General features: G+C 65.5%; 20 protein-coding genes. 4 read left to right on the top strand and 16 right to left on the bottom strand.

From position 1 onward, the window contains the following. Position 1: 1 nt before the first annotated feature. A complete protein-coding gene (locus tag FZI91_RS14835; protein WP_162526074.1) occupies positions 2–2,971 on the bottom strand; it encodes an acyl-CoA synthetase in 2,970 nt (989 codons plus the stop codon). A gap of 142 nt (positions 2,972–3,113) precedes the next feature. On the opposite strand from FZI91_RS14835, the gene FZI91_RS14830 reads away from it, so the two are divergent. After that, positions 3,114–4,451, top strand: coding sequence for a hypothetical protein (locus FZI91_RS14830; protein WP_155939757.1), 1,338 nt, complete (start codon positions 3,114–3,116; stop codon positions 4,449–4,451). Here the strand turns inward: FZI91_RS14830 and FZI91_RS14825 are convergent. The 13 genes from FZI91_RS14825 to pheS form a co-directional block, all read right to left on the bottom strand. Further along, positions 4,429–4,926: a hypothetical protein gene (locus FZI91_RS14825; protein ID WP_155939756.1), complete on the bottom strand. Its 498-nt coding sequence runs from the start codon at positions 4,924–4,926 to the stop codon at positions 4,429–4,431. The two genes, FZI91_RS14830 and FZI91_RS14825, sit on opposite strands and share 23 nt — an antisense overlap. Before the next feature lie 77 nt (positions 4,927–5,003). After that, complete coding sequence (locus tag FZI91_RS14820) at positions 5,004–5,600, bottom strand: hypothetical protein (protein ID WP_155939755.1); 597 nt, start codon at positions 5,598–5,600, stop codon at positions 5,004–5,006. Beyond that, positions 5,597–6,322: a hypothetical protein gene (locus FZI91_RS14815; protein ID WP_155939754.1), complete on the bottom strand. Its 726-nt coding sequence runs from the start codon at positions 6,320–6,322 to the stop codon at positions 5,597–5,599. The genes FZI91_RS14820 and FZI91_RS14815 overlap by 4 nt, the downstream gene beginning before the upstream one ends. A gap of 11 nt (positions 6,323–6,333) precedes the next feature. After that, positions 6,334–7,743, bottom strand: coding sequence for an argininosuccinate lyase (argH, locus tag FZI91_RS14810; RefSeq protein ID WP_162526075.1), 1,410 nt, complete (start codon positions 7,741–7,743; stop codon positions 6,334–6,336). After that, positions 7,740–8,948, bottom strand: a complete 1,209-nt coding sequence (locus FZI91_RS14805; RefSeq protein ID WP_155939753.1) for an argininosuccinate synthase — start codon at positions 8,946–8,948, stop codon at positions 7,740–7,742. The genes argH and FZI91_RS14805 overlap by 4 nt, the downstream gene beginning before the upstream one ends. 8 nt (positions 8,949–8,956) lie before the next feature. After that, on the bottom strand, positions 8,957–9,445 hold the full coding sequence (locus tag FZI91_RS14800; protein WP_155939752.1) for an arginine repressor: 489 nt from the start codon (positions 9,443–9,445) through the stop codon (positions 8,957–8,959). Beyond that, positions 9,442–10,368 carry an ornithine carbamoyltransferase gene (gene argF / locus FZI91_RS14795; protein WP_155939751.1) on the bottom strand — a complete coding sequence of 309 codons (927 nt, stop codon included), beginning with the start codon at positions 10,366–10,368 and terminating at the stop codon, positions 9,442–9,444. The genes FZI91_RS14800 and argF overlap by 4 nt, the downstream gene beginning before the upstream one ends. Beyond that, a complete protein-coding gene (locus FZI91_RS14790; RefSeq protein ID WP_155939750.1) occupies positions 10,365–11,567 on the bottom strand; it encodes an acetylornithine transaminase in 1,203 nt (400 codons plus the stop codon). The genes argF and FZI91_RS14790 overlap by 4 nt, the downstream gene beginning before the upstream one ends. Continuing rightward, positions 11,564–12,433 carry an acetylglutamate kinase gene (gene argB / locus FZI91_RS14785; protein WP_155939749.1) on the bottom strand — a complete coding sequence of 290 codons (870 nt, stop codon included), beginning with the start codon at positions 12,431–12,433 and terminating at the stop codon, positions 11,564–11,566. The genes FZI91_RS14790 and argB overlap by 4 nt, the downstream gene beginning before the upstream one ends. 10 nt (positions 12,434–12,443) lie before the next feature. Beyond that, complete coding sequence (gene argJ, locus FZI91_RS14780; protein ID WP_162526076.1) at positions 12,444–13,661, bottom strand: bifunctional glutamate N-acetyltransferase/amino-acid acetyltransferase ArgJ; 1,218 nt, start codon at positions 13,659–13,661, stop codon at positions 12,444–12,446. Then, complete coding sequence (gene argC / locus FZI91_RS14775) at positions 13,658–14,701, bottom strand: N-acetyl-gamma-glutamyl-phosphate reductase (RefSeq protein WP_155939748.1); 1,044 nt, start codon at positions 14,699–14,701, stop codon at positions 13,658–13,660. The genes argJ and argC overlap by 4 nt, the downstream gene beginning before the upstream one ends. A gap of 312 nt (positions 14,702–15,013) precedes the next feature. Next, positions 15,014–17,518 carry a phenylalanine--tRNA ligase subunit beta gene (gene pheT, locus FZI91_RS14770; protein ID WP_155939747.1) on the bottom strand — a complete coding sequence of 835 codons (2,505 nt, stop codon included), beginning with the start codon at positions 17,516–17,518 and terminating at the stop codon, positions 15,014–15,016. Beyond that, complete coding sequence (gene pheS, locus FZI91_RS14765) at positions 17,518–18,549, bottom strand: phenylalanine--tRNA ligase subunit alpha (protein ID WP_309224127.1); 1,032 nt, start codon at positions 18,547–18,549, stop codon at positions 17,518–17,520. Before pheS ends, pheT begins: the two co-directional genes overlap by 1 nt. A gap of 74 nt (positions 18,550–18,623) precedes the next feature. Here pheS and FZI91_RS14760 point away from each other — a divergent pair, with 74 nt between their 5' ends. From FZI91_RS14760 to FZI91_RS14750, 3 genes are read left to right on the top strand one after another with little or no spacing between them, the layout of a single operon-like run. Beyond that, the gene (locus tag FZI91_RS14760) at positions 18,624–19,043 is read left to right on the top strand and encodes a DUF6653 family protein (RefSeq protein WP_155939746.1); all 420 of its coding nucleotides are present in this window, start codon (positions 18,624–18,626) and stop codon (positions 19,041–19,043) included. 55 nt (positions 19,044–19,098) lie between these two features. Then, on the top strand, positions 19,099–20,580 hold the full coding sequence (locus tag FZI91_RS14755; RefSeq protein WP_155939745.1) for a DNA-3-methyladenine glycosylase 2 family protein: 1,482 nt from the start codon (positions 19,099–19,101) through the stop codon (positions 20,578–20,580). Further along, complete coding sequence (locus tag FZI91_RS14750; RefSeq protein WP_155939744.1) at positions 20,577–21,080, top strand: methylated-DNA--[protein]-cysteine S-methyltransferase; 504 nt, start codon at positions 20,577–20,579, stop codon at positions 21,078–21,080. Before FZI91_RS14755 ends, FZI91_RS14750 begins: the two co-directional genes overlap by 4 nt. Here FZI91_RS14750 and FZI91_RS14745 read toward each other — a convergent pair. Further along, positions 21,037–21,771, bottom strand: a complete 735-nt coding sequence (locus FZI91_RS14745) for a rhomboid-like protein (RefSeq protein WP_162526099.1) — start codon at positions 21,769–21,771, stop codon at positions 21,037–21,039. The genes FZI91_RS14750 and FZI91_RS14745 overlap by 44 nt on opposite strands. A 54-nt stretch (positions 21,772–21,825) precedes the next feature. Further along, positions 21,826–22,836: an adenylate/guanylate cyclase domain-containing protein gene (locus FZI91_RS14740; RefSeq protein ID WP_162526077.1), complete on the bottom strand. Its 1,011-nt coding sequence runs from the start codon at positions 22,834–22,836 to the stop codon at positions 21,826–21,828. Between the last annotated feature and the right edge of the window lie 85 nt (positions 22,837–22,921).

The raw sequence follows: 22,921 nt of genomic DNA, 5'->3' as shown, positions 1-22,921 counted from the left end.
GCTACGGCATGGCCTCCTGCAGCGTGTCATAGGTCGCGGCGGTAAGTCGCTGATAGGCACCGGATTTCGGGTCGAGGTGCCAGGTCTGCCGCCCCGGCTTCGGCAGTCCCAAGGCCCGCAGGTGTGTGGTGGACGGCCGATAGGTCGCGCTGAGCGGCAGATTCGGCACGACCTTGATGATGTCCGGCCGCTCGGAGATCGGAACGGAGGCAAAGGCTTCCGATAGGTCGGCCGGAGATAGCGCCTCTCCCGGTCGCAGCACCACGGCCGTCACCGCGATGCTGGTGTCGCCCGTCTCCACCGGGTAGGTGGCAACCAGGTCGATGGCGGTCACGGAGCCCAACGCGTGGCTGGTGGCTTCGGCGTACACGACGCCGTTCGCGGTGCGGATGGCCGTGTTGCGGCCATCGAGCATCCAGTAGTCGCCGTCCTCGTCCGTCCGGAACAGCGACTCCGAGGACACCCAGGTGTCCCCGGGTGCGAAGACGCCGCGTCGTACCGCGGCGGCGGGGTCGACGTCACCCGGGGGCTTGGCCAGCAGCAGGCCGACCTCGCCGGGCCTGGCGATCTGGACGAAACCGTCCTCGTCCTCAATGATCACGTCGTCGACGGGGTCGTACGCTGCCAGTCGAATCTTGCCACCACCGGGCAGCGGCCGCCCCTTGCTGCCGACCTTGGTGCCGGACACGTTGGCTAGTACCGCCTCCCCATCGGTCGTCGCAAAGAACTCGACGACACGTGCCGGGTCGAACTTGTCGGTGACGCGTCGCCACAGCCCCGACGGCATACCGGATCCGATAAACAGCCGCACCGGGTGATGGACACCCAGGGTAAGGGCCGGGTCATCGATGACTTCGTGCATCATGGCCCAGGTGTAGGACACGACCGTGACGCCGTACTGGTGGATCTCCTGGACGAACCGGTCGGGATTCAGTCCACGCGACAACGCAATCCGCGCACCGCCGGCCACCGCACCGCCGAGGCTGACCAACAGGCCCGATTGGTGGTGCAGCGGGGTGAGGCAGTACACGGTGTCGTTGGTATTGAGCGCGGCCGCTGAGGCGGTGCCGAAGGCCGATAACGCCCAACGGTGATTGGTGATCTGCTTGGGGACCAGCTTGGATCCGTATCCGCTGAACATCACGAATGCCAGATCGCGAGCCTGCCCCGGATCGGGTCGGTACCAGCCGGGCAGCTCGACAGCGTCGGGATCGATCTTTTCCATATCGATGACCGAGCTATCGTCGGGCACCGATAGGTCGCGATTGGCCGCAGCGCCGAGCACCAGCACGTGCACGGGAAGATCCTGTGCAACAGGAAGATTCGGCGGATCGGTGAGCAGCTCGGATATCTCTCCCAGCTTCACGGCGACTTCGAGGTCGGCATCGGGCGGAAGCAATACCGCAACGGCACCCAGGCGGGACAACGCGGCGATCGCGACCAGTGCGCTGGGGCGGGTTTCCATCAGAATCCCCACCCGGACACCCTGGCGGACGCCCACCTCGATGAGACCCTTGACCACGTTGTTGATGCGCCGGTCCACCGCCTCATAGGTGTGCACCCGGCCGTCGAACAGGAAGCACTCACCGTTCGGGGTACGACGAGCTTGCTCGGTCATCAACCGGCCCATCGAGATGCGGGTGTGATCATGGATCTGGCCCAGGCGCGTCAACCGAGGTAGCGTGCGAACCGCCTCGACGGCAATAGATTTCACGGACTTGTTGGCGGCCGCCGCGGCCGCACCCGCGGTACGTGCGGCGGTGATCGCGACCTCGGTAGTGGTGCTCAAACCATGCGCGACGCGCGAAGTCAGCGGGACGCCGCCGCCGTCCAGCTGACCACTTTCGTGTTCGTACATGAGGTCGACCGACGGGGGTTTGGGCGCATCACCGTCGCGCCACCGCACCCATTGACTTACCGTCGGCCAGGTCTGGGCCACGGCTGTCGAGCCGACCACCAGCCCAAAGTGGCCGGCGCGAATCAGGTACTCGTACACATCGGCCTTCGGCGCGGCGCGCAGGATGCCGCGCACCGAAGCAGGCTGCCCGATGTCGTCGACCTCGCCCACCACCGCGAGCACCGGGCAGGTGATATCGCCGAGAGTGACCACGCGATCGTTGACGGTGAAGCCGCCGGTGGTCATGCGGTTGTGCACCACGAACTGGCGCAGCAACTCGGCGATCGCCGGGCCGGACCAGGCGATCCAGCCCTCGTTGGCGAGAAACTTGCGCTGCTGCTCACGCGGTAGCAGCGCGTCGCGGTCATGCAACTGCCGCAGGAAATCCAGGCGGCCCTTGATGGTCTTGACCGGGTCGAGCATCTGGAACCCGATCCGGGCCGACCACGCCGGAATCGAGAACCGGCTGAAGACATGGTCTGCCATGAACTCGGCGATATCGGCGGTCAGTCCGGCCGGTAGACCCATAGGCATCGCGGCATTGGCATCCACCGGGGATCCGAAGGTGATGATGCTCGCGATGGTGCGCGACTTACGCAGTGCTGCAGTCTGATAGCAGAACATGCCACCTTGGGAATACCCGGCCAGGTGTACCTGACGGCCCGTGATGCGATGCACGGTTTCGATGGCGTCGCTGACGGCTACGACGTGATCGGACAGGGTGCGTTCCATGCCGCCGGCCATCCGGTCGGGGCTGCCGAAGTCGATGACCCAGGGATCAATGCCGGCCCGATTCAGGATGCCGACGGCGCCGCCCTCCTGCGCGACGTCCCACATATCGGCGGCCATCATCATCGGGTGCACCATGAGGACCACCGGACCCGCGTCTTCCCCTGGCGAGATGGGCGGGAAGTAGCGGCGCAGGCGGTACATGGGCACGCTCTCGACGATCTGGTGCGGCGAGGCAGTGCTGCCCGTCTCGAGTCCGCCGAGCCGCAGCACTTCCAGACCGTTCTGGGCGGTCGCCGCCAGGCGTGCGACGGGCTTGGTCAAGGAGGAGAGATTGAAGGGCACTGCCACTCCTTAGATGCCGATCATCGACGCAGGTAGCCCTGGTGAGGGCCCGCTTATCCTGTCACAACGGGGGTGCCCGGCTCGCCGAATCCCAACACCCGATCGGACGCGATCGCGTGATAGGAGCCACTACGATGGCCCGGTGGGGAATCTGTTGTTGCGGCCGCTGCGCCTGTGGGTGATGTATCTGCCGCAGCTGGCCGCGTGTTACCTGCTGGGACTGCTGGGACGAAACGTCGCCATCGGGCTCGCGGCCTGGGTGGGTGCAGACAACGCACTGTGGGCCGACCTGCTCATGCCTTTCGCGGGCTTCTCGCGCCTCGCATCGTTTGTCGCGATGTTCATGGTGCTGCGGCGCGCCATCCCTGCGTTGGAACGTCTGCCCAGAACAGCTGCCAACGGCGTCGACCTCTTCTCGAATGTGGTGGTCCCATTCTTCGCCATCTACATCGGCTGGCAGATGCTCAAGGACGATTGGATCGCCTTCGGCGCCACCAGCCTGTACTACATGGGTATCTCCAGCGCCCAGGACAAGGTGACGCAGCTGGATCCGTCCGATATCCCGATCTCCGATGTGGCGTGGGCGCTGATCATTGGCGCATTCGTTCTGCAGCACGTCCTGAAATGGTTCGAGGCGCGTACTCCCAAGTGGTTTGCGGCAATTCGGTTGTACCTGCAGATTTTTCTGGTCTTTCTCACCCTGTCCTTCGCCGCCAGCAAGGGTGCGACCGTGATCCTGGAGCCGTCGAAGTGGTTCTCCGAGCGACGGCTCGTGGTGTGGTACAACGCCGCCAAGGAGCATCTGGTCCACGAGTACGCACCGATCCGCATCGGTTCCAACATCGTCACCGCCATTTGGCATACCGTCTGGGACGTCGCGGCGATGCCGCTGCTGTGGCTGGCGATTGCCGGCCTGGTGTACGGGGTGTCGGCGGCCGCAACGTGGCGCGGCGCAGCGCGTGGCGTCGTCGGCGAGCGTGGCGCGGCGATGATCGATCGTGCGACGCCAGCGCAGGAACGCCTGCAGCAGCGCGTCCAGGAGCGGTTGGCGGTGGCACCCCCCACCTTGGTGGAAAAGTCATGGGCGTGGGTCAAGAACCAGTTCACCGGGTTCTTCGGCAAGTACAGCACCATCGTCAATTCGGCGCGCCCGCTGCTGCACGCGGGGCTGCTTCCGCTGTCGGTCTACGTGCTGGCATTCGTGGGGACCGCCTGGCTGTCGGTCACGGACAGCTTTTACCGGCTGTCCATCGAATCCGGTTATCTGTTGCGGGGCTTCGCGTGGTTAATGGATTGGCATGACGCAACTTTTTGGTATGGCCCCGGTGGGCTCATCTTCCTGCTGGCAGACACGTTGGTGACATGCTTGCGGATCTGCCTTGTTGCTTCGGTATACGCCTACTGTGTCGAGAAGACCGAGGCAGAAGAGCGGGTGGCTGCTCCTGGTCCGGTCCCGGTTACAGCTTCAGTCGCACCCTGACCGCATTGTCGGACCCCATGATTTCGATCGACGAGGGATCCGCGTCTACCGGGACCAAGAACGAAAACTGCAGCGACCCTGGTTTGTTGCAGTCTTGTGAGGTGCCGTCGTCGGGTGGCTTCACCCAGTAGTCGCCGCCATAGGCCGTCTCCGCCTTCCAGCGCCGGTCGCCTTGCACGAGGTAGGCCGTGCATAGATCGGGGTTGGTGGGAGTCCCGGTCCGGACAATCTGCACGACGGTGATCTCGGTGCCCTTCGGTGCCGGATGACGTGCAGTGGGCGCCTTGCCGAGCTCACGGATCGAGCCAAGCTTCCACTCCTGCCCGTCGATCAGCGTGCTCTGACCACGAGTGACAGTGTGTACGAGGTATCTGGTCTCGACGTACTCATGGATCCGCCCGCGCTCGAGGACGTCGACCCAGCTCGAGGCCGCCACCGCGGACGCTGCCAGCACCGCGCCCACCGTGTTACGCACCCACAGACGTGAGAAAGGGCCCGGCGTTGACGCACGGTGTCGCGCTTCGTGATTGCCATCAGGGGCGGTATCGGTGGTCATTGCGCGCCCTCGATCGCGTTCGGCGGAATGATGGTCTGCACACGCGGCGCATGTCCATCGTCGAGGGGGACGGATACCGATGGAATCCTCGGGAAGAACCGCGGAATCGCGGATCCAGTCCCGACCCAGACGCGCAGTTCCGCCGGCCCGGACTCGAGGGCATCATTCGGAACTTCAAACACCCATGCGCCCCGTTGAGTGATGCCTGCGGCGAGGGGTCTGGCGGCGTTCTGGAACGTCCCGAACGGCGCGCGTTCGGACGGGAAATAGGTGCGGTCGCCAATTACCAGGTTCGCGGAGGCATAACCGGGACCTCGAAGGGCCGTGACTGTTCCGTCAATCATGATCCAGTGTCCGGTGGATTTGATCAGGGCATTTCTGGTCTTGAGCTGATTGCCGACCTTCGCGCCAGCCACAGTGAGCTCAATGGTTGGGGTGTCCACCTTCTGGCCGACGGTGCCGTGTGCATAAAACGGTGCCTCCACATCGACCGGATACGGGAGCCGGTTCCACACCAGCACGGCTGCAGTGAGGACGACGACTACCGCAGCACCGCGCACCAGCAGACGGACCCACGAGTTCTTGAACGTCATTTGGGCCCCTCAATCGGGACGGTGATATCGGCATACGAGTCGGCGTCGACCCACATTCGACCGAAACCCGTTGCGGTGTCGCCGAATTTCCGGTCCGGTACCCGGAAAGTTGCCGTATCCCCCACTGCGAGAGCGTTGCTCGGCACCGACCAGACGAATATCAGTTCCTCGGTCATTCCCGGCTGCAGTCTTGCGGAGCTCCCGTCCGACTGCCGAATCACCGGGGCGGGGTATGCCGTCTGGTAGGGGATCTGAACGGGGATCACGGTCCGGCCGAACGGCCCAAAACCCTCGGGAACGGTTCCGTCATTCGTCACATTTGCGACGAGCGCGAGATACAGGCGGCCCTCAAGTGGTTTGAAGACCTTGCCGATTGACGGAACGAGTCTGGCGCGCATGACAACAATGGTCAGCTCCCCGGTGCTGTGCGCTTGGTTCAGTGAAAAGCCCGCCGGTGCGGCGGCGACAGTGTCCATGCCCCCCAACCCTGCCGTCGTGACGACCGCAATGACCGCGAAAACATGCCACAGCTGCTGAATCTGCAGACCGGCCAACCACTTCCTGATGTCGGCACGCTGCCCCGCCGCGAAGCTTTCCCGCGCAGGAGCTGGCGGCGCCTCTGAAGCTGGCGCAGCAGCCGGTGCGGGCACGTGCACACCCTCGTCGCCGCCGGGGCGACGCCATGCCGCATTCGGGTCGTCCGGTGTCTGTCCCCCGTCCATGGCTACGGATGTTAGCCGCTCTGCCCGCGGAGCACGTTCAGACGGGCCAGCACCAGTTCACGCTGCTCAGCCACTCGTTCCGGTGCAGTACCGCCGCGCGCGTCCCGGGAAGCGACGGACCCGGCCGTGGTCAGCACGGCACGTACCTCACCAGTCAGCTCCGGATGAATGCCGGCGAACTCGTCGTCGGTGAGGTCCTCGAGGCCGACGCCGCGTGCTTCCGCTGCCCGTACCGCCTCCCCCGCCGCCTCGTGCGCGACTCGGAAGGGCACGCCCTGGCGCACCATCCATTCGGCCAGATCGGTGGCGAGGGTGAAACCTGCGGGCGCAAGCGCGGCCATGCGATCGGTCCGGAACCGAAGCGTCGCGACCAGACCCGCCATCGCGGGCAGCAGCAGCTCCAGTTGCGCCACCGAATCGAACAGCGGCTCCTTGTCCTCCTGTAGGTCCCGGTTGTACGCCAACGGCTGCGCCTTCAACGTGGCAAGCAGGCCGGTGAGGTTGCCGATCAGGCGTCCGGACTTGCCGCGGGCCAGTTCGGCGATATCGGGGTTCTTCTTCTGCGGCATGATCGAGCTGCCGGTCGACCAGGAGTCATCAAGCTGTGCGTAACCGAATTCGGTTGTGCTCCAAAGAATGATGTCCTCGGACAAGCGGGAAAGGTCGACGGCGATCATCGCGAAAACGAAGGCCGCCTCGGCCGCGAAATCGCGGGCCGAGGTGGCATCGATCGAGTTATCTGCGGCGGCAGTGAATCCCAGATCCAGCGCGATCGCGTCCGGATCCAGTCCTAGCGAGGACCCTGCCAGCGCACCGGCACCGTATGGAGAAACCGCGGTGCGCCGATCCCAGTCGACGAGGCGATCCACGTCGCGTAGCAGCGGTTGCGCATGCGCCAGCAGATGGTGTGCCAGCAGTACCGGCTGAGCGGCCTGAAGGTGGGTCTTGCCGGGCATGATCGCTTCGGGATGCGCACCGGCCTGATCGGCCAGTGCCTGCGCGACATCGAGCACACCCTCGGAGACTCGTCCCGCCGCGTCACGCAGCCACATCCGAAATAGCGTGGCCACCTGATCATTTCGAGACCGGCCCGCGCGCAGTCGCCCGCCGATATCGGGTCCGACGCGTTCGATCAGCCCGCGTTCCAAGGCGCCATGCACGTCCTCGTCGGTGTCGGCCGGCACGAAGGTGCCCGACGCGACGTCCTGATCGAGCCGCTGCAGGCCGTCCACCAGTGCTGACAGCTGGTCGTCGGTGAGCAAGTCCGCCTTACGGAGCACCCGGGCATGCGCAATCGATGCCCGAATGTCATACGGTGCCAACACCCAATCGAAATGAGTGGACTTGCTCAACGCGGCCAGCGCAGGGGCGGGGCCACCGGCGAACCTGCCACCCCACAGCGATCCCTCGTTGGTGCTCACTTCCCCGACAGGTCCCGCTGAGCGGAGATCTTCGAGGACAGGCCGTGGATGTGTACGAAGCCCTTCGCGCTCGACTGATCGAAGCTGTCTCCCTCGTCGTAGGTAGCGAGGTTGAAGTCGTACAGCGACTCGTGGCTCCGGCGACCGTTCACGGCGATGTTCCCGCCGTGCAGCACCAGCCGGATGTCACCGGAGACATGCTCCTGGGTATCGGCGACGAATGCCTCCAGAGACCGCTTGAGCGGCGAATACCACAGGCCGTCGTACACCAACTCTGCCCACTTCTGGTCGGTGTGCCGCTTGTATCGGCCCAGCTCGCGCTCCAGCGTGACGTGCTCCAGCTCCTCGTGTGCCGTGATGAGCACCATCGCGCCTGGAGCTTCATAGATTTCGCGGCTCTTGATGCCGACCAGCCGGTCCTCGACCACGTCCAGGCGGCCCACACCCTGCGCGCCCGCCCGCCGGTTGAGTTCGACGATGGCCTCCAGCACGGTGACCGGATGCCCGTCGATGGCCGTCGGCACACCCTTGTCGAAAGTGAGAATCAGCTCATCGGGTGCACCCCAGTTGAGGGTGGGATCCTCGGTGTAGTCGTACACATCCTTGGTCGGCGCGTTCCAAAGATCTTCTAGGAAACCGGTTTCTACCGCACGGCCCCACACGTTCTGGTCGATCGAGAACGGCGATTTCTTCGTCACGTTGATCGGGATGGCGTTCTCCGCGGCGAACGCGATGGCCTTCTCGCGGGTCCAGGCGTAATCACGGACCGGTGCCAGCACCTCCAGATCCGGTGCCAGCGAGGCAAATCCGACCTCGAACCGCACCTGATCATTGCCCTTGCCGGTGCAGCCGTGGGCGACGATCCCGCCGCCGTATTCACGTGCCGCGGCCACCAGGTGCTTGACGATCAGCGGGCGGCTGATCGCGGACACCAGCGGGTACCGATCCATGTACAGCGCGTTGGACCGGACGGTCGGCAGGCAATACTCGTTGGCGAATTCATCACGAGCATCGACCACAACGGCTTCAACGGCACCGCAGTCCAGGGCGCGCTGCCGCACAATCTCCATGTCCTCGCCGCCCTGGCCGAGGTCGATCGCAACGGCGACTACTTCGCGGCCGGTCTCCTTCCCGATCCAGCTGACCGCCACCGACGTATCGAGCCCGCCCGAGTAGGCGAGGATTACGCGATCCGGGTTAGACATTCAATCTCCTAGGCAAGCTGTTCGAACAGGGTGGCGAGCTGGGCTCCGGTCAAGGGTTCGCGGGCGATCACCGCAATGGTGTCATCCCCCGCAATGGTCCCGACAACGTCGGGAAGGGCCGCGCGATCGATCGCACTGGCCAAGTAGTGCGCTGCGCCCGGTGGGGTGCGCAGCACTGCGAGGTTACCGCTGGCGTCGGTGGATACCAGCAGCTCCCCCAGCAATCGGGAGAGCCGGTCGGTGCCGCCGGATACGCCGCGTACCGGACTGCCATCCTCGGGCACCACGTACACACCCACGCCGCCGTCGGCGGCGCGCAGCTTGACGGCGCCGAGTTCGTCGAGATCCCGGGACAAGGTGGCCTGGGTGGTTTCGATGCCCTCGGCTGCTAGCAGGACCGCCAATTCGCCTTGGCTGCGCACCGACTGAGTGGACAGCAGCGCCACGATGCGCGCCTGTCGCCCCGCCCGCGTATCGGCCGCGTGCGCGGCGGTCATCGCGACTCCAGCAGATACACCAGCAGCGCCTTCTGGGCATGCAGACGGTTCTCGGCCTCATCCCACACCGCGCTCTGCGGGCCGTCGAGCACTTCGTCGGTGATCTCATGGCCGCGATGCGCGGGGAGGCAATGCAGCACAACGGCTTCGGAATCCGCAATGGCTAGCAGTTCTTCGTTGATCTGGAAGGGCCGGAATGGCCGGACGCGGTCGAGCCCGTCATTCTCCTGCCCCATGGACGTCCATGCGTCGGTGACGAGCACGTCGGCTCCGGTCGAGGCAGCCCGCGGGTCGGCGGTCACGGTGACCGTGGCGCCAGTCCTTGCGCCGATCTGCTGGGCCTCGGATACGTACTTCGCGTGTGGTGCAAACCCATTGGGCGCGGCGATGGTCACGTCGATGCCGGCGGTGACGCCGCCGAGCATCAGCGAGTGTGCCATGTTGTTCGCGCCATCACCGAGGTATGTCAGGCGTAGACCCGCCAGCGAGCCCTTGCGCTCGGCGAGTGTCTGCAAATCCGCGAGCACCTGGCAGGGGTGGAAGTCATCGGACAGGGCATTGACAATCGGCACGGTGGAACCGGATGCCATGGCGGTCAAGCGTTCCTGCGCGTAGGTACGCCACACGATGGCTTCCACATAGCGGGACAGCACCTGTCCGGTGTCCTCAAGGGTCTCTTCGCGGCCCAGCTGGGTGGTGCGGCTATCCACGACCACCGCGTGCCCGCCCAGCTGCGCGATGCCCACTTCGAAGGAGAAACGGGTGCGCGTGGAGTTCTTCTCAAAGATGACGGCCACCCCGTGCGGACCCTCAAGCGGGCGACGCGAAAACGGGGCCTTCTTCAGTTCTGCTGCGAGCGCGAGGACTTCGGCCTGCTCGGCCGGTGACAGGTCGTCGTCCCTCAAAAAGTGCCGGACACTCATGCCTGCTCCTGTTCTGCTGCGGTGTCGAGGATGCCGGGCAGCGCGGTGACGAACTCCTCGAGTTGTTGGTCGCTGATGATCAGCGGCGGCGCCAGCCGCAGCACGTCGGGTGCGGCGGCATTGATGAGGAAACCGGCACCGCGCGCCGCCGCCTCGGCGGCCTTGGCGCGCTGCTGCGTCAGCACAATCCCCAGGAGCAACCCGGCACCGCGCACGTGCGACACCAAGGGGTGGTGTAGCTCTTCGATGGCGTGGCTCAGGGTCTTACCGGCAGTCGCGGCATGGTGGACGAGATTCTCCTCGTCGAGGACACGCAGCACCGCCAGGGCGGCGGCGGCACACACGGGGTTGCCGCCAAACGTGCTGCCGTGCAGACCCGGTGTGAGCAGATCCGCGGTCGCTCCGGTCGCGATGCAGGCGCCGATGGGCAAGCCGCCGCCGAGGCCCTTGGCCAGCGTGACAACGTCGGGGGTGATGCCCACCTGCTGATGCGCGAAGAACGTTCCGGTGCGCCCGATCCCGGTCTGCACTTCGTCGAGGACGAGGAGCGCGCCGTGGCGAGCGGTGATCTCACGGACCCCGGCGAGATACCCCTCCGGCGGAACCACAACTCCCCCTTCGCCCATGATCGGCTCCAGAAAGACCGCAGCGGTATCGCTGTCCACGGCCGCTTCGACGGCGGCGAGATCGCCGTACGGCACGTGCACAACCCCGGCGGGCAGCGGCTCAAACGGGGCTTGCTTGGTCGGTTGGCCGGTGAGTGCAAGCGAACCCATGGTGCGGCCATGGAATGCGCCATGGGCTGCAACGACTTTCGTGCGCCCGGTGAGCCGGGTCAGCTTGAACGCCGCCTCATTGGCCTCGGTACCCGAATTGCAAAGGAAGACCCGGCCGGGGACGCCGAGCCGAGCAATCAGCGCCTCGGACAGCTCGATTCCGGGCTCCGTCGCGTACAGATTGGAAGTGTGGCCGAGCGTGGACAGCTGCCCAGTCACGGCGTCGATGACGGCTTGATTGCGGTGGCCCAACACGTTAACGGCAATGCCGCCCAACAGATCCAGGTACTGCTTGCCGTCGACGTCGGTGACGACTGCGCCTTCCCCGGAGGCCAGAACAACCGGCGGTGTGCCGTAGTTGTTCATCATGACGCGTTCCCAGCGCTGCTGGGTCTGACTGGTACCGCTGGTCGCCTCGGTCATGACTGCCTCCTGACGATCGTCCCGACGCCCTCGTCGGTGAAGAGCTCCACGAGCACGCAGTGTTCGACGCGCCCGTCGATGATGTGGGAGCTGGGAACCCCGCCGTCGACCGCGCGCAGACACGCCTCGATCTTCGGGATCATCCCGGACTCCAAGCTAGGCAACAGCACGCGCAGGTCATCGGCTCCGATCTCGGTGACTAACGACTCCCGGTCTGGCCAGTCCGTGTATAGGCCCTCGATGTCGGTAAGCATCAGGAGACGTTCGGCGCCAAGGGCTTCAGCGAGGGCCCCGGCCGCGGTATCGGCGTTGAGGTTGTGCACCACACCATCGGCATCGGGGGCAAGGGTGGACACCACGGGAATCCGTCCCGCGTCGATCAGGTCGAGAATCGCCGCGGGGTTCACCTCGTCGACATCGCCCACTAGGCCGATATCGGTCTCGACTCCGTCAACGGTCGCCGTGCGCCGGACGGCGGTGAACAGTTGGGCGTCCTCGCCGGTGATGCCGACGGCGTACGGACCGTGACTGTTGATTAAACCCACCAGCTCGCGGCCGACCTGGCCGAACAACACCATCCGCGCGATATCGAGGACTTCCGGTGTGGTGACCCGGAATCCGCCCTTGAATTCACCGGATACGCCCAGCTTCTTGAGCATCGAGGTGATCTGCGGGCCGCCGCCGTGCACAACGACGGGGTGAATGCCGCAGTTACGCAGGAACACCATATCCTCGGCGAACGCACTCTTAAGCGTGTCGTCGGTCATGGCGTTGCCGCCGTATTTGATGACGACGACGGTGCCGTGCAGCGCCTTGAGCCATGGCAGCGCCTCGGCGAGCACTCGTGCCTTCTTTGGGGCCTTCATGCGGACGCCTTCATGAGCTGTACGCCGAATTCTCTTCGACATAGGCATGCGACAGGTCGGTGGTCCGGATGGTTGCCGCCTGGTCTCCGGCGCCGAGGTCGATGAGCACCTCGACGTCCGGCCCGGACAGATCGATATCGCGGGCGCTTGGTACACCGGTGCAGTTGGCGCACACCAGATTTCCATTGAAGGACACGGTGACGCGGTCGGGGTCCAGGTCTATCGGTGACATGCCCACCGCGGCCAGCACTCGACCCCAGTTGGGGTCGGAGCCGAACAGTGCGGTTTTCACCAGGCTGTCGCGGGCGACGGTGCGGGCAGTGGCGACCGCGTCGTCCTCGCTCAGCGCGCCGGTGACGGTGATCAGGACCCGTTTGGTGACGCCTTCGGCATCTGCTTGTAGTTGCGCGGAGAGGTCGTCGCAGACCCGGAACACCGCCTCGGCGAATTCGGCTGCGTCAGGCGTGATCTCGCTGGCTCCGGAGGCCAGGAGAAGCACCGTGTCGTTGGTGGAGCAGCTACCGTCGACGTCGAGCCGATCGAAGGTGCGTGCGGTAGCGGCGCGCAGCGCGGCATCAAGCTGCCCGGCGGGTACCGCGGCATCGGTCGTGATGACCACCAGCATGGTGGCCAGCGAGGGTGCGAGCATGCCCGCGCCCTTGGCCATGGCGCCCACGGTCCAGCCAGCCTTATGGTGCAGCGCAACCTCTTTGGGCACGGTGTCGGTGGTCATGATGGCGTGGGCGGCCTCGGTTCCGCCACCCAGGCCGCCGGCCAGCTCGTGCACGATCTCCTGCACGCCGGCCAGCATCTTGTCCATAGGCAACCGATCGCCGATGAGGCCGGTGGAGCACACCGCAACCTCGATGGCCCCGGTTTCGGTGCCCCAGTCGCTGAGCGTCTTGGCAACTTCTTCGGCGGTGGCGTGACTGTCCTGGAAGCCCTGCGGTCCGGTACAGGCATTGGCCCCACCGGAATTGAGAATCACGGCCCGCAGCCGGCCGGTGGTGAGCACCTGCTGCGTCCACAGCACCGGGGCGGCCTTCACCTTGTTGCGGGTGAACACGCCTGCCGCGGCGTAGTCGGGTCCCTCGTTGAACACCAGTGCCAGATCCGGTTTCCCGGAAACCTTGATACCGGCAGTGATTCCGGCCGCCTTGAATCCTGCAGGCGCGGTGACGCCCTGGGTACGCAACAGCGGGCCGCTTGCGGGAAGTTGATCAGTCACGGTGCTACCCCCACAACAGACAGGCCATCGCCCTCGGGCCAGCCGAGTGCGAGGTTCATGGATTGGATCGCGGCGCCAGCGGTGCCCTTCACGAGGTTGTCGATGGCCGCGATCGCCACCAGCACACCGGCATCGGGATCGACGGCCAGGCCGATGTGCGCGGCGTTACTCCCCGAAACCGCCTTGGTCGTGGGCAATTGCCCCTCGGGCAGCACGTGAATGAACGGCTCGTCGCGATACGCCTCCTCGTACGCCTCGCGGATATCGGCGAGGGTTGAGGTGGTCGGCGCGGTGCAAGTAGCGAGGATGCCGCGGGGCATCGGAATGAGCACGGGAGTGAACGAGATGGTCACTGACTTGCCCGACGGATGTTGGAGTCCCTGAGCGATTTCCGGGGTGTGCCGGTGCGCACCGGCGACGCTGTAGGCGCGTGCCGAACCCATCACTTCCGAGGCCAGCAGATCAGCTTTAGGGGCACGACCCGCGCCGGTGGTGCCACTCACCGCGACAACGGTGATCGAGGGTTCGACCAGACCCGCGGTCACCGCGGGAGACAAGGCAAGCAGGGCCGCCGTCGGATAGCAGCCGGGTACCGCGACACGCCTGGTGCCGTGCAGGGCAGCGCGACCGCCGGGCAGTTCGGGTAGCCCGTAGGGCCAACTGCCTGCATGCTTCGAGCCGTAGTACCGCTGCCATGCCGCGGCGTCGGTCAGCCGGAAGTCGGCACCGCAGTCGATGATGAGGGTCTGGGGGCCCAACTCTTCGGCAATCTTCGCCGAGGAGCCGTGCGGTAGCGCCAGGAACACCACGTCATGACCCCGCAGCAGCTTGGGGTCGGTGGGCTGTAGTTTGTGATCAGCCAGTGGCGTCAGGTTCGGATGATGTTCGATGAGGCTGCTTCCGGCATTCGAACCGGCGGTCAGCACCCCGATACGTAGGCGGCCCGCGGCATATGCCGGATGTGCGAGTAGCAGGCGCAGGATCTCACCGCCTGCATATCCGCTGGCACCGGCGACTGCGACCGAGAACCCAGTAGTCATGGAGACAATTCTGTATCTTTATGCAGAATAACGCAAGTTTATTCGCCCGGTTTCTTGCCGAAAATGCATCTACGCAGGAGATTCGGCGGAAATCGCCGTGTGAGTGCCTTCTCGACACAAAAGTTCACTAAACCTCAAGTTGAGATCAACGGTGTATTGGTGGGTGCCCACAGTTACGGTGAGAGGTAGCTGGCGAATCCGCCGGCAGCGAGGAACGAGTACGAGAAGGGAGTCTTCCATGTCGGATCGTGCCGATCGTCAGCGCCAGGAGCAGCACCGCGAGCAGGCTGACCAGCGAGGCAAGTAGACCCGCTAGGCGCGTTGGGTAGCCCCGACGCGTCCGGCCGCAGAAGCCACCGCCGCCACCCGTGCGGCGGTGGCTTCGTCTTCTGTGAGGGTCCGGTCGGCGGCGCGGAAACGCAGCCGGAAGTTCAGCGACTTGTTGCCCTCGCCCGCCTGCGGTCCGGTGTACACCTCGACGAGCCGCACGTCTTCGAGCAGCTCCCCCGCGCCGTCCCGCAACGCACCAGTGACGGCATCGGCCGGCACCGTCTCGGTCACCACCAGTGACACGTCCTGAAGTACCGCCGGAAAAGGCGAAATCCTTGGAGCAGGAAGCGGATTGGCGAACGGCAGCGCATCGAGGCTCAGCTCCAAGGCGCAGGTGCGCTTGGGTAGATCGAGGCGCTCGATCACCGCGGGATGTAGCTCACCGGCGTGCCCGACGATGTGTCCATCGACCACGATCTCCGCGCAGCGCCCGGGATGCCACGGCAATTCCTCAGCGGCGCGCAGCGATACGTCGACATAGGCGGCTCGCCCGATGATGCGGGCCGCCTCCAGCACGTCGGTGACGTCGACGGGACGTCCACGCCCCCACGGTCCGCTCGGCTCGCGGGCCCCGGCCAGCACGAGCGCCACGTGAACCGGCTGTGCAGGCAGGGATTCGAAAAGTGCGGCCAGCTCGGTCTCGGACGGGCGATCGCTCATATCGAGCAGCGGGATGGCCCGGGTTGCCGCCGTAGGCCGCACGACCTGACCGATGGTGAACAACGCGAGGTCCGGAGCGCCGCGGGAGATGTTGCGTGACAATGCTTCGAGCAGTCCGGGCAGCAGGGTGCTGGCCAGCTCCGGGCGATCGGACTCCAGCGGGTTCAGCACCGCCGTGGTGCGGCGCCGCGGATCTGCGTCGGCCAGACCCCATGCGTCGAAGACGCCGGCAGGCAGGAACGGCATCGGGAGTATCTCCGTGTACCCGCCGAGCGCCAGCGACTTTCCCACCGCCCGGCGACGGCGTTGTGCGGGATTGAGACCACCGCCCTGGGGTGCCGCCGGCAAGATCGACGGGATGTCCTCCAGGCCTTCCAGCCGAAGCACCTCTTCGACCAGGTCGGCACCCTCCACGATGTCCGGACGCCAGCTCGGGGGTGTCACATGCAGGGTGTCGCCCTCGGCTGTCTTGTCCCGGCTGACCACGGCGCCAATCTGACGCAGGCGATGCTCCGCCACCCCGTCGGCGTAGTCGATTCCAGCGACGCGTGCGGGCAGGTCGGCTGGAATTGAGATGACGCGGCGCTTAGTGGCCTCGATGGCATCTGAGGTCCAGTCCGTCAACTCCGGTGGCGTGCTCCCGCCCGCGATATCGCGCAGCAGCGCTGCGCAACGATCAAGGGCGGCAATGGATATCGCCGGGTCGACGGAGCGTTCGTAGCGACGTCCGGCCTCGCTGTGTAGGTGCAGTCGACGTTGGGTGCGCAGCACCGCGGCCGTGTCCCATATCGCCGCCTCCAGCAGCACATCGGTGGAATCAGCGCGCATCTCGGTGCTTCCGGCACCCATCACCCCGCCGATCGCGGTGACGGCCGCGTCGTCGACGATCAGCACGTCGCCGGGTTCCAGCGTGCGTTCCACATCGTCAAGCGTGACAACCGTTTCACCCGGTGTCGCGAACCGGACCCGGAAGTCGCCGGTGATGCGCGATTTGTCGTGGGCGTGCATGGGGTGACCGATTTCGAGCATCACGTAGTTGGTGGCGTCTACCGCGGGTGAGATGGTACGGATACCGCACAGCATCAGCCGGCGCTGCAGCCACCAGGGCGAGACCGCCGCCGGGTCAATGCCGATCACGGGGCGGAGCCCGAAACGTTTGACACCGGTCCCGGCATCAACACGCACGGGCAGCGACGGCCCGTCCGCCGGGAGTGGTGGTACCACTGCGGGATCGACGAATTCAAGGTCGTACGCGCACGCAAGGTCGCGGGCCAGCCCACGCACCGACAGGCAGTACCCACGGTCGGGAGTGATGGACAGGTCGAAGACAGCGTCGTCCAGCCCGACCACTTCGGCGGCGTCGGCGCCCGGCTCGGCGGTGCCCGCGGGCAGCACCAGAATCCCTGAAGATCCTGACGATTCCGGGCCCAGGCCCAGTTCGGCGGTCGAGCAGATCATGCCGTCGGAGGTGTGCCCATAGGTCTTGCGGGTTGCGATGGCGAAGTCGCCGGGCAGTGTCGCACCCGGGAGGGCGACCACCACCAGGTCATCGATCGCGAAATTGCTCGCACCACAGACGATTTCCCGCGGCTCATCCTCCCCGACGTCCACCAGGCAGAAGCGGATCGGCTTCTTGAATTCGGTGAGTTCGGTGATCTCGGCGACCCGTCCCACCACCAGTGGTCCGGTGACCGGGCCGGGAACCACGACCTCTTCAACCTCGTGGCCGAGGCGGATCAGGGCTTCCTCAATGTCGGTCGGCGTGGCGGAAAAATCCGGGGCGCCGACGCGCAGGACCTCGATCAGCCAGCTGTAGGGAATGCGCATCAGGCGCTCACCCCGAATGGCTGGCTGAAGCGCACGTCGCCCTCGATCATGTCGCGCATATCGGGCAGGCCATTGCGGAACTGCAGAGTGCGCTCCAGGCCCATGCCGAACGCGAATCCACTGTACTCTTGCGGGTCAATGCCACTGGCCCGCAAGACATTCGGATTTACCATGCCACAACCACCCCATTCGACCCAGCCGGCACCGCCCTTTTTGTTCTCGAACCAGACGTCGACCTCGGCCGAGGGCTCGGTGAAGGGGAAGAAATGCGGTCGCATCCGGGTGTGTGCCTGTGCCCCGAACATGGCGCGGGCGAACGCGTCGAGCGTGCCCTTGAGGTTGGCCATGGTCAGTCCGCGGTCCACCGCGAGCCCCTCGACCTGATGGAAGGCGGGTAGATGGGTGGCATCGATTTCGTCGGTCCGGAAAGCGCGCCCCAGAGAGATCACATACACCGGTAGGTCGCGCGCCAGGAGGGTTCTGACCTGAACCGGTGAGGTGTGCGTGCGCAGCACCTGCCGGGAGCCCTCGGGCGCGATGTAGAAGGTGTCTTGTGTGCTGCGCGCCGGATGATCCGGCAAGAAGTTCAGGGCATCGAAGTTGAAGTGCTCGGTCTCCACCTCGGGGCCGTCGGCCACCTCCCAACCCATGGCGATGAAGGTGTCGGCAATGTGTTCGGACAGAATCGTGATGGGGTGGCGCGCGCCGATGGCCTGGCGGGTCGACGGCAGCGTGACGTCGATGCGTTCGGCCACCAGCGCTGCCGCGTCGCGCTCGGCGCGCAGCGCTACCAGCCTGTTGTCATACGCCTGTTGCGCCTGCGTGCGTACGGTATTGACCAGCTTTCCAGCCTCGGCACGTTGATCCTTCGGCAGTGCACCCAATGCCTGGCGGGCGAGCGCCAGCGGTGACTTCTCCCCGAGATGGTCGATCTTGGCCTGTGCGAGGGCGTCGAGGTCGTCGGCGGCGTCGAACGCGGCGCGAGCAGCATCAACTGCGCTGTTCAAGGTTTCCTGCGAGTGTTCGGCCACGGATGCCGATCATAGGGTAAGGCGGGTTAACCACCGTTCGGTCGTACCCACCGCATCGGCCTAGTGTCGACGATATGGAGGGCGCCCCCGTACGCCGCTGGATCTTCGAAAGACATTGTCACCCGGTGAGTGCATGGTCACGCTGGGTAACGACCCCGCTATTGCTGGTGCCGGTGTGGACGCGGCGATGGCGTTGGGTGTTCCCCATAGCCCTCTGGCTCGTGGTCAACCCCGTCCTGACTCCGCCGCCCAGCGACGACAGTGCCTTCGCCACCCGTGCGATACGTGGTGAGGAGATCTGGATGACCAAACCCACATCGGATACCGCACTGACCATCCTGAGCCTCGTCGGGAGCGCCGCACTGCTGTTGGCGCTTGTCGCGGCCTGGCGCCGTTCGATCGTCGGCGCGACTGCGGGAACGGGGGCGTCGATGGCGGTAACGCTGCTGGCCTGGCGCCGCTATGCGCTGATTTGGGAGATAAACCGTCCTTGACGGTAATGTCCGATTTCCGCTAGCGCTGCTCTCTGTACGCGGGCATGCTCATGGCATGGAACTTGACGCGGAGGCCTGCTACCGGGCCGTCCAGTCCCGCGATACGCGATTTGACGGGCAGTTCTACACGGCGGTGCGCACCACCGGAATCTATTGTCGGCCGTCGTGTCCCGCCATCACGCCGAAACCCCAGAACGTCTCCTTTCATCCCACCGCGGCCTCGGCGCAAGCCGCCGGCTACCGCGCGTGCCGCCGGTGCCTGCCCGACGCCGCACCGGGCTCGCCGTTGTGGAATCTCAAGTCTGACTTGGCCGTCCGCGCGATGCGCCTCATCGGTGACGGCATGGTCGAGCGCGATGGCGTTGACGGGCTGTCACGTGCCCTCGGGTACTCGAGCCGCCAACTCAACCGGGTCTTGCTCGCGGAGCTTGGCGCAGGACCGCTGGCCCTGGCGCGGGCTAACCGGGCCACTACCGCACGGTTACTGATTCAGCGGACCGACTTGTCGATGTCGGATATCGCCTTCGCCGCAGGGTTTTCCAGCATTCGTCAATTCAACGAAACGATTGCCGCGGTATTCGCGACGACCCCATCGAAGCTGCGCACGGAACTCCCCCGCAGCGGTAGCGCAGCCTCGGCGCCGGTCCCCGGCGCGGTGAGCCTAAAACTGCCACTGCGGCAACCCCATAACGTCTCCTGGTCAACGTGGCTGTTGGAGCATCACTGTGCGCGGGGGGTCGAGGAATTCTCCGACGGGCGGTACACCCGAGCCCTGAGGATGCCGCACGGTGCCGTCATTGTGACCTTGACGGTCGCCGAGGATCAGGTTCGCGCGGACCTACAGCTGACCGACATGCGGGACTTAGCCCCGACGGTGGCGCGCCTGCGTCACCTCCTGGACCTCGACGCCGATCCCGCAGCCGTCGACGAGGCGTTGCGCATTCATCCGGCCCTGGCCCGCCTGGTGGATGAGGCGCCCGGTTGTCGAGTACCCGGCAGCGTCGATGGAGCGGAGCTGTTGTTACGCACCATGATCGGTCAGCAGATTTCCGTTGCGGCGGCCAACACCGCGACCGCGGCACTGGTCGCCGCGCTGGGTGATCAGGTGACCGACACGACGGGGCGGGTGACTCACCTCTTCCCCCTTCCGGAAGCCGTCGCGGAGCTCGGTGCAACGGTGCTGGCAGGCCCGGGCGCACGAATCGAGGCAGTGGTGGGTGCTGCAGAACGGCTGGCCACCGGCAAGCTGGAGCTGCATCACGGGATGACCGCCACCGAATTGCGCCGGCAACTGTTGGACATCAAGGGAATCGGTCCGTGGACCGCGGATTACGTGGTGATGCGCCAACTTGCGGATCCGGACGTTCTCCTCGAGCACGATCTGGTGCTGCGCAAGGGTGCGGAGGCTGAAGGAATCGACATCACGGCTGCCCGCGGCTGGTCGCCGTGGCGGTCTTATGTGTCTATGCACCTATGGCGCAAAGGAATTGCCGCCCAATCGCGTCCACGCACCCGCAAACCGAAAGGAAACTCATGAGCGACTACTCGACCGTCACAACACCGGTAGGACCATTCACCGCGATCATCGATGGTTCAGGAACGGTTCTTGCCTCGGGCTGGACCGACTCCCCCGAACTGCTTCGTGCACTGATACACCCGACGCTGCGACCGCAGCTACTGAGCCACAAGCGTGACCTCGGAAAGGTCACGAAGGCCGTCGCGGACTACCACGCGGGCGATCTGACGGCCATCGACCCGATACCCGTTACCCAGCATTCCGGAGACTTCCTCATCCACGCCTGGGACGTGCTGCGCATGGTTGGTCCGGAAGCCCCGATCACCTACAGCGAGTTCGCCGTACGCGCCGGTAGACCCGCGGCCATCCGCGGCGCCGCCAGCGCCTGCGCACGCAACGCGGCGGCACTGTTCGTACCCTGCCACCGGGTCTTCCGCGTCGGTGGAGCGCTAGGCGGCTTTCGATATGGCTTACCTATCAAGCGTTGGCTGCTTGACCACGAGGCTGCCTCCGCACGCTGACCCAGTGCGTGATCAACACCACGGCACCGGCGGCAGGTAATGCGACCGCAAGCGTCTGGCCCTCCTCGGCGAATAACATGACCGCGAACAGGCCTCCAAAAATCAAGAGCGACAGTCGAAGAGTCGACCAGTGGGGCGTGTGCGACGGCACCATGCGCGCGGCAAGCATCCCCAGCAACAGCGCCGTTAGGTGGCCGACCTCGGTAAAGGTCTGATTGCAGATGATGGATACGACGCCGACGGTGATCCAGCCCGCCACCCATGAGCCACGCCAGCGCGGCGGGATCGAAGCCGTGAGCGCACCGACGACGGCGGCCGTCCCGTAGCTCATCCCCACATCGCTTGCCCGCGCGATGGAGACCGGGGCCCACTGCAACCAGATGGCCAGCGCAAGCCCGACCCCGACGATAAGGGTGGCGCCAATGTGGCCAAGTGCAAAGGTGAGTGCCAAGCGCCCACTGCGCCATTGCAGTTCGGCGAGGGCGAGAATGCAGACCAGGCCGGGTAGCCACAGGTAGATCGGTCCGGCGTCGGTGACGAACGCGCTGCCGATGAGAGTGCCGAGACGGCCCTGATGGAGATTGTGCAGATTGGTGCTTGCATGGGCGACGACCCGGTCTTGCATCCGCGGACTTTCGCCGACCAAAAGGGTGGCCACCGCGACCAGGGCCGCCGCATAACCGATCGTCACTCGCAGCCGGACTAGCGCGGCCCAGACTCTCCGCATGACACATCATCGCACCGGTTAGGCGCGACCGTCATCCCCCGCGACTGGCAGTTCCCTGCGAGTTTCGAGCAGATACATCTTCATGTTCTCGGGCACTCCGGCGGGCCTGCTGGAGAACAACGGGCGTCGCACAGGAGTGGGCGTGAGTCCTAGCTGGTCGAGTAGCGCCAACGGCACCTTGGCGAGCGCGGGTTGCGAGATGGCAAGCCCGCCTTTCGCGGCGCTCTCCATGACGCGAGCAGCGATGTTCACGTCAACCCCCAGCCAGTCCGACCCGATTCGCTGGGGTGTGCCGGTGTGGATGCCTATCCGCATCAGCGGCGTGTATCCCTGGATCTCAACGTTTCTCAAGGCTTCGCGGGCGGGGATCACGGCACGCAGGGCCGTCACCGGATCGTCAAAGACAGCCATGATGCCGTCGCCCATACGTTTGACGACATGGCCTCCGGCGTTGAGCATGGGCGGTTCGGAGACCACCGCCACGCGGCGCAGCAATTTCAGCGTTGCTTCGTCGCCGGCCTCAAGCGCCCATGCCGAGAAGCCGACGAGGTCGGTGAAGACCAGCGTGACTTCGCGATTAGCTGGCTGCTTGCTGACCTTCTCGGTAAAGGCCTGCCAGATCTGCAGGGCGCCGAAGCCGAACTCGCGGAATGCAGTATCTCTATCGGTGACCAAACGGTCGGCGGCACGTGCCACGGCACTCGCCCCACCAAAACCGCTGGTCGAGAGCGGGTCGCCGAAGTATGGATCACCAGGCAGTGAGCGGCGTGCGCGGCGTACCGCCGCCACGACCGCGGGGTCCCGATCCATCTTGCGGAACCAGGTGCCGGCCGTGCGGGACGCACGCGAAATGTGGCGAGATGCGGGTTCTACGGGAACGGAGCCGTCTGTGGCCTGATCTGACCCGGATGAGCCCAGCGCGGGATCATGCTGCACAGGCCCACGGGTGCGGCCTCGCCTGCGCTTACGGATCCCAGTGTCGTGCTCACCGTCCGGTTCGGCATCGAGGCCTGACGGCTCGACATCCACTGGGTCAGCCTATGTGCTGGGCCGGGCGGCGGCAATCTTGTCGTTGCCAGTGTCGCCGTAAGCGTGCCGATCCTCAACTGCCTGG

Origin of the sequence: Mycobacteroides sp. CBMA 271 (assembly GCF_009729205.1) — a bacterium.
Classification (GTDB): Bacteria; Actinomycetota; Actinomycetes; order Mycobacteriales; family Mycobacteriaceae; genus Mycobacterium.
Note: the sequence above shows the minus strand (reverse complement) of the source record. Positions and strands in the feature narration are given on the sequence as shown.

Bases quoted from the DNA above. Each gene is read 5' to 3' on its own strand.
- pheT (WP_155939747.1), bottom strand. From the start codon at position 17,518: ATGCGCATTCCCTACAGCTGGCTGATCGAGGTCCTGCGCGTCGGCGCC.
- FZI91_RS14800 (WP_155939752.1), bottom strand. From the start codon at position 9,445: ATGACCGCCGCGCACGCGGCCGATACGCGGGCGGGGCGACAGGCGCGC.
- FZI91_RS14760 (WP_155939746.1), top strand. From the start codon at position 18,624: ATGGAGGGCGCCCCCGTACGCCGCTGGATCTTCGAAAGACATTGTCAC.
- FZI91_RS14805 (WP_155939753.1), bottom strand. From the start codon at position 8,948: ATGTCTAACCCGGATCGCGTAATCCTCGCCTACTCGGGCGGGCTCGAT.
- FZI91_RS14815 (WP_155939754.1), bottom strand. From the start codon at position 6,322: ATGGACGGGGGACAGACACCGGACGACCCGAATGCGGCATGGCGTCGC.
- argC (WP_155939748.1), bottom strand. From the start codon at position 14,701: ATGACTACTGGGTTCTCGGTCGCAGTCGCCGGTGCCAGCGGATATGCA.
- FZI91_RS14820 (WP_155939755.1), bottom strand. From the start codon at position 5,600: ATGACGTTCAAGAACTCGTGGGTCCGTCTGCTGGTGCGCGGTGCTGCG.
- argB (WP_155939749.1), bottom strand. From the start codon at position 12,433: ATGAAGGCCCCAAAGAAGGCACGAGTGCTCGCCGAGGCGCTGCCATGG.
- FZI91_RS14750 (WP_155939744.1), top strand. From the start codon at position 20,577: ATGAGCGACTACTCGACCGTCACAACACCGGTAGGACCATTCACCGCG.
- FZI91_RS14790 (WP_155939750.1), bottom strand. From the start codon at position 11,567: ATGACCGAGGCGACCAGCGGTACCAGTCAGACCCAGCAGCGCTGGGAA.
- argF (WP_155939751.1), bottom strand. From the start codon at position 10,368: ATGAGTGTCCGGCACTTTTTGAGGGACGACGACCTGTCACCGGCCGAG.
- FZI91_RS14755 (WP_155939745.1), top strand. From the start codon at position 19,099: ATGGAACTTGACGCGGAGGCCTGCTACCGGGCCGTCCAGTCCCGCGAT.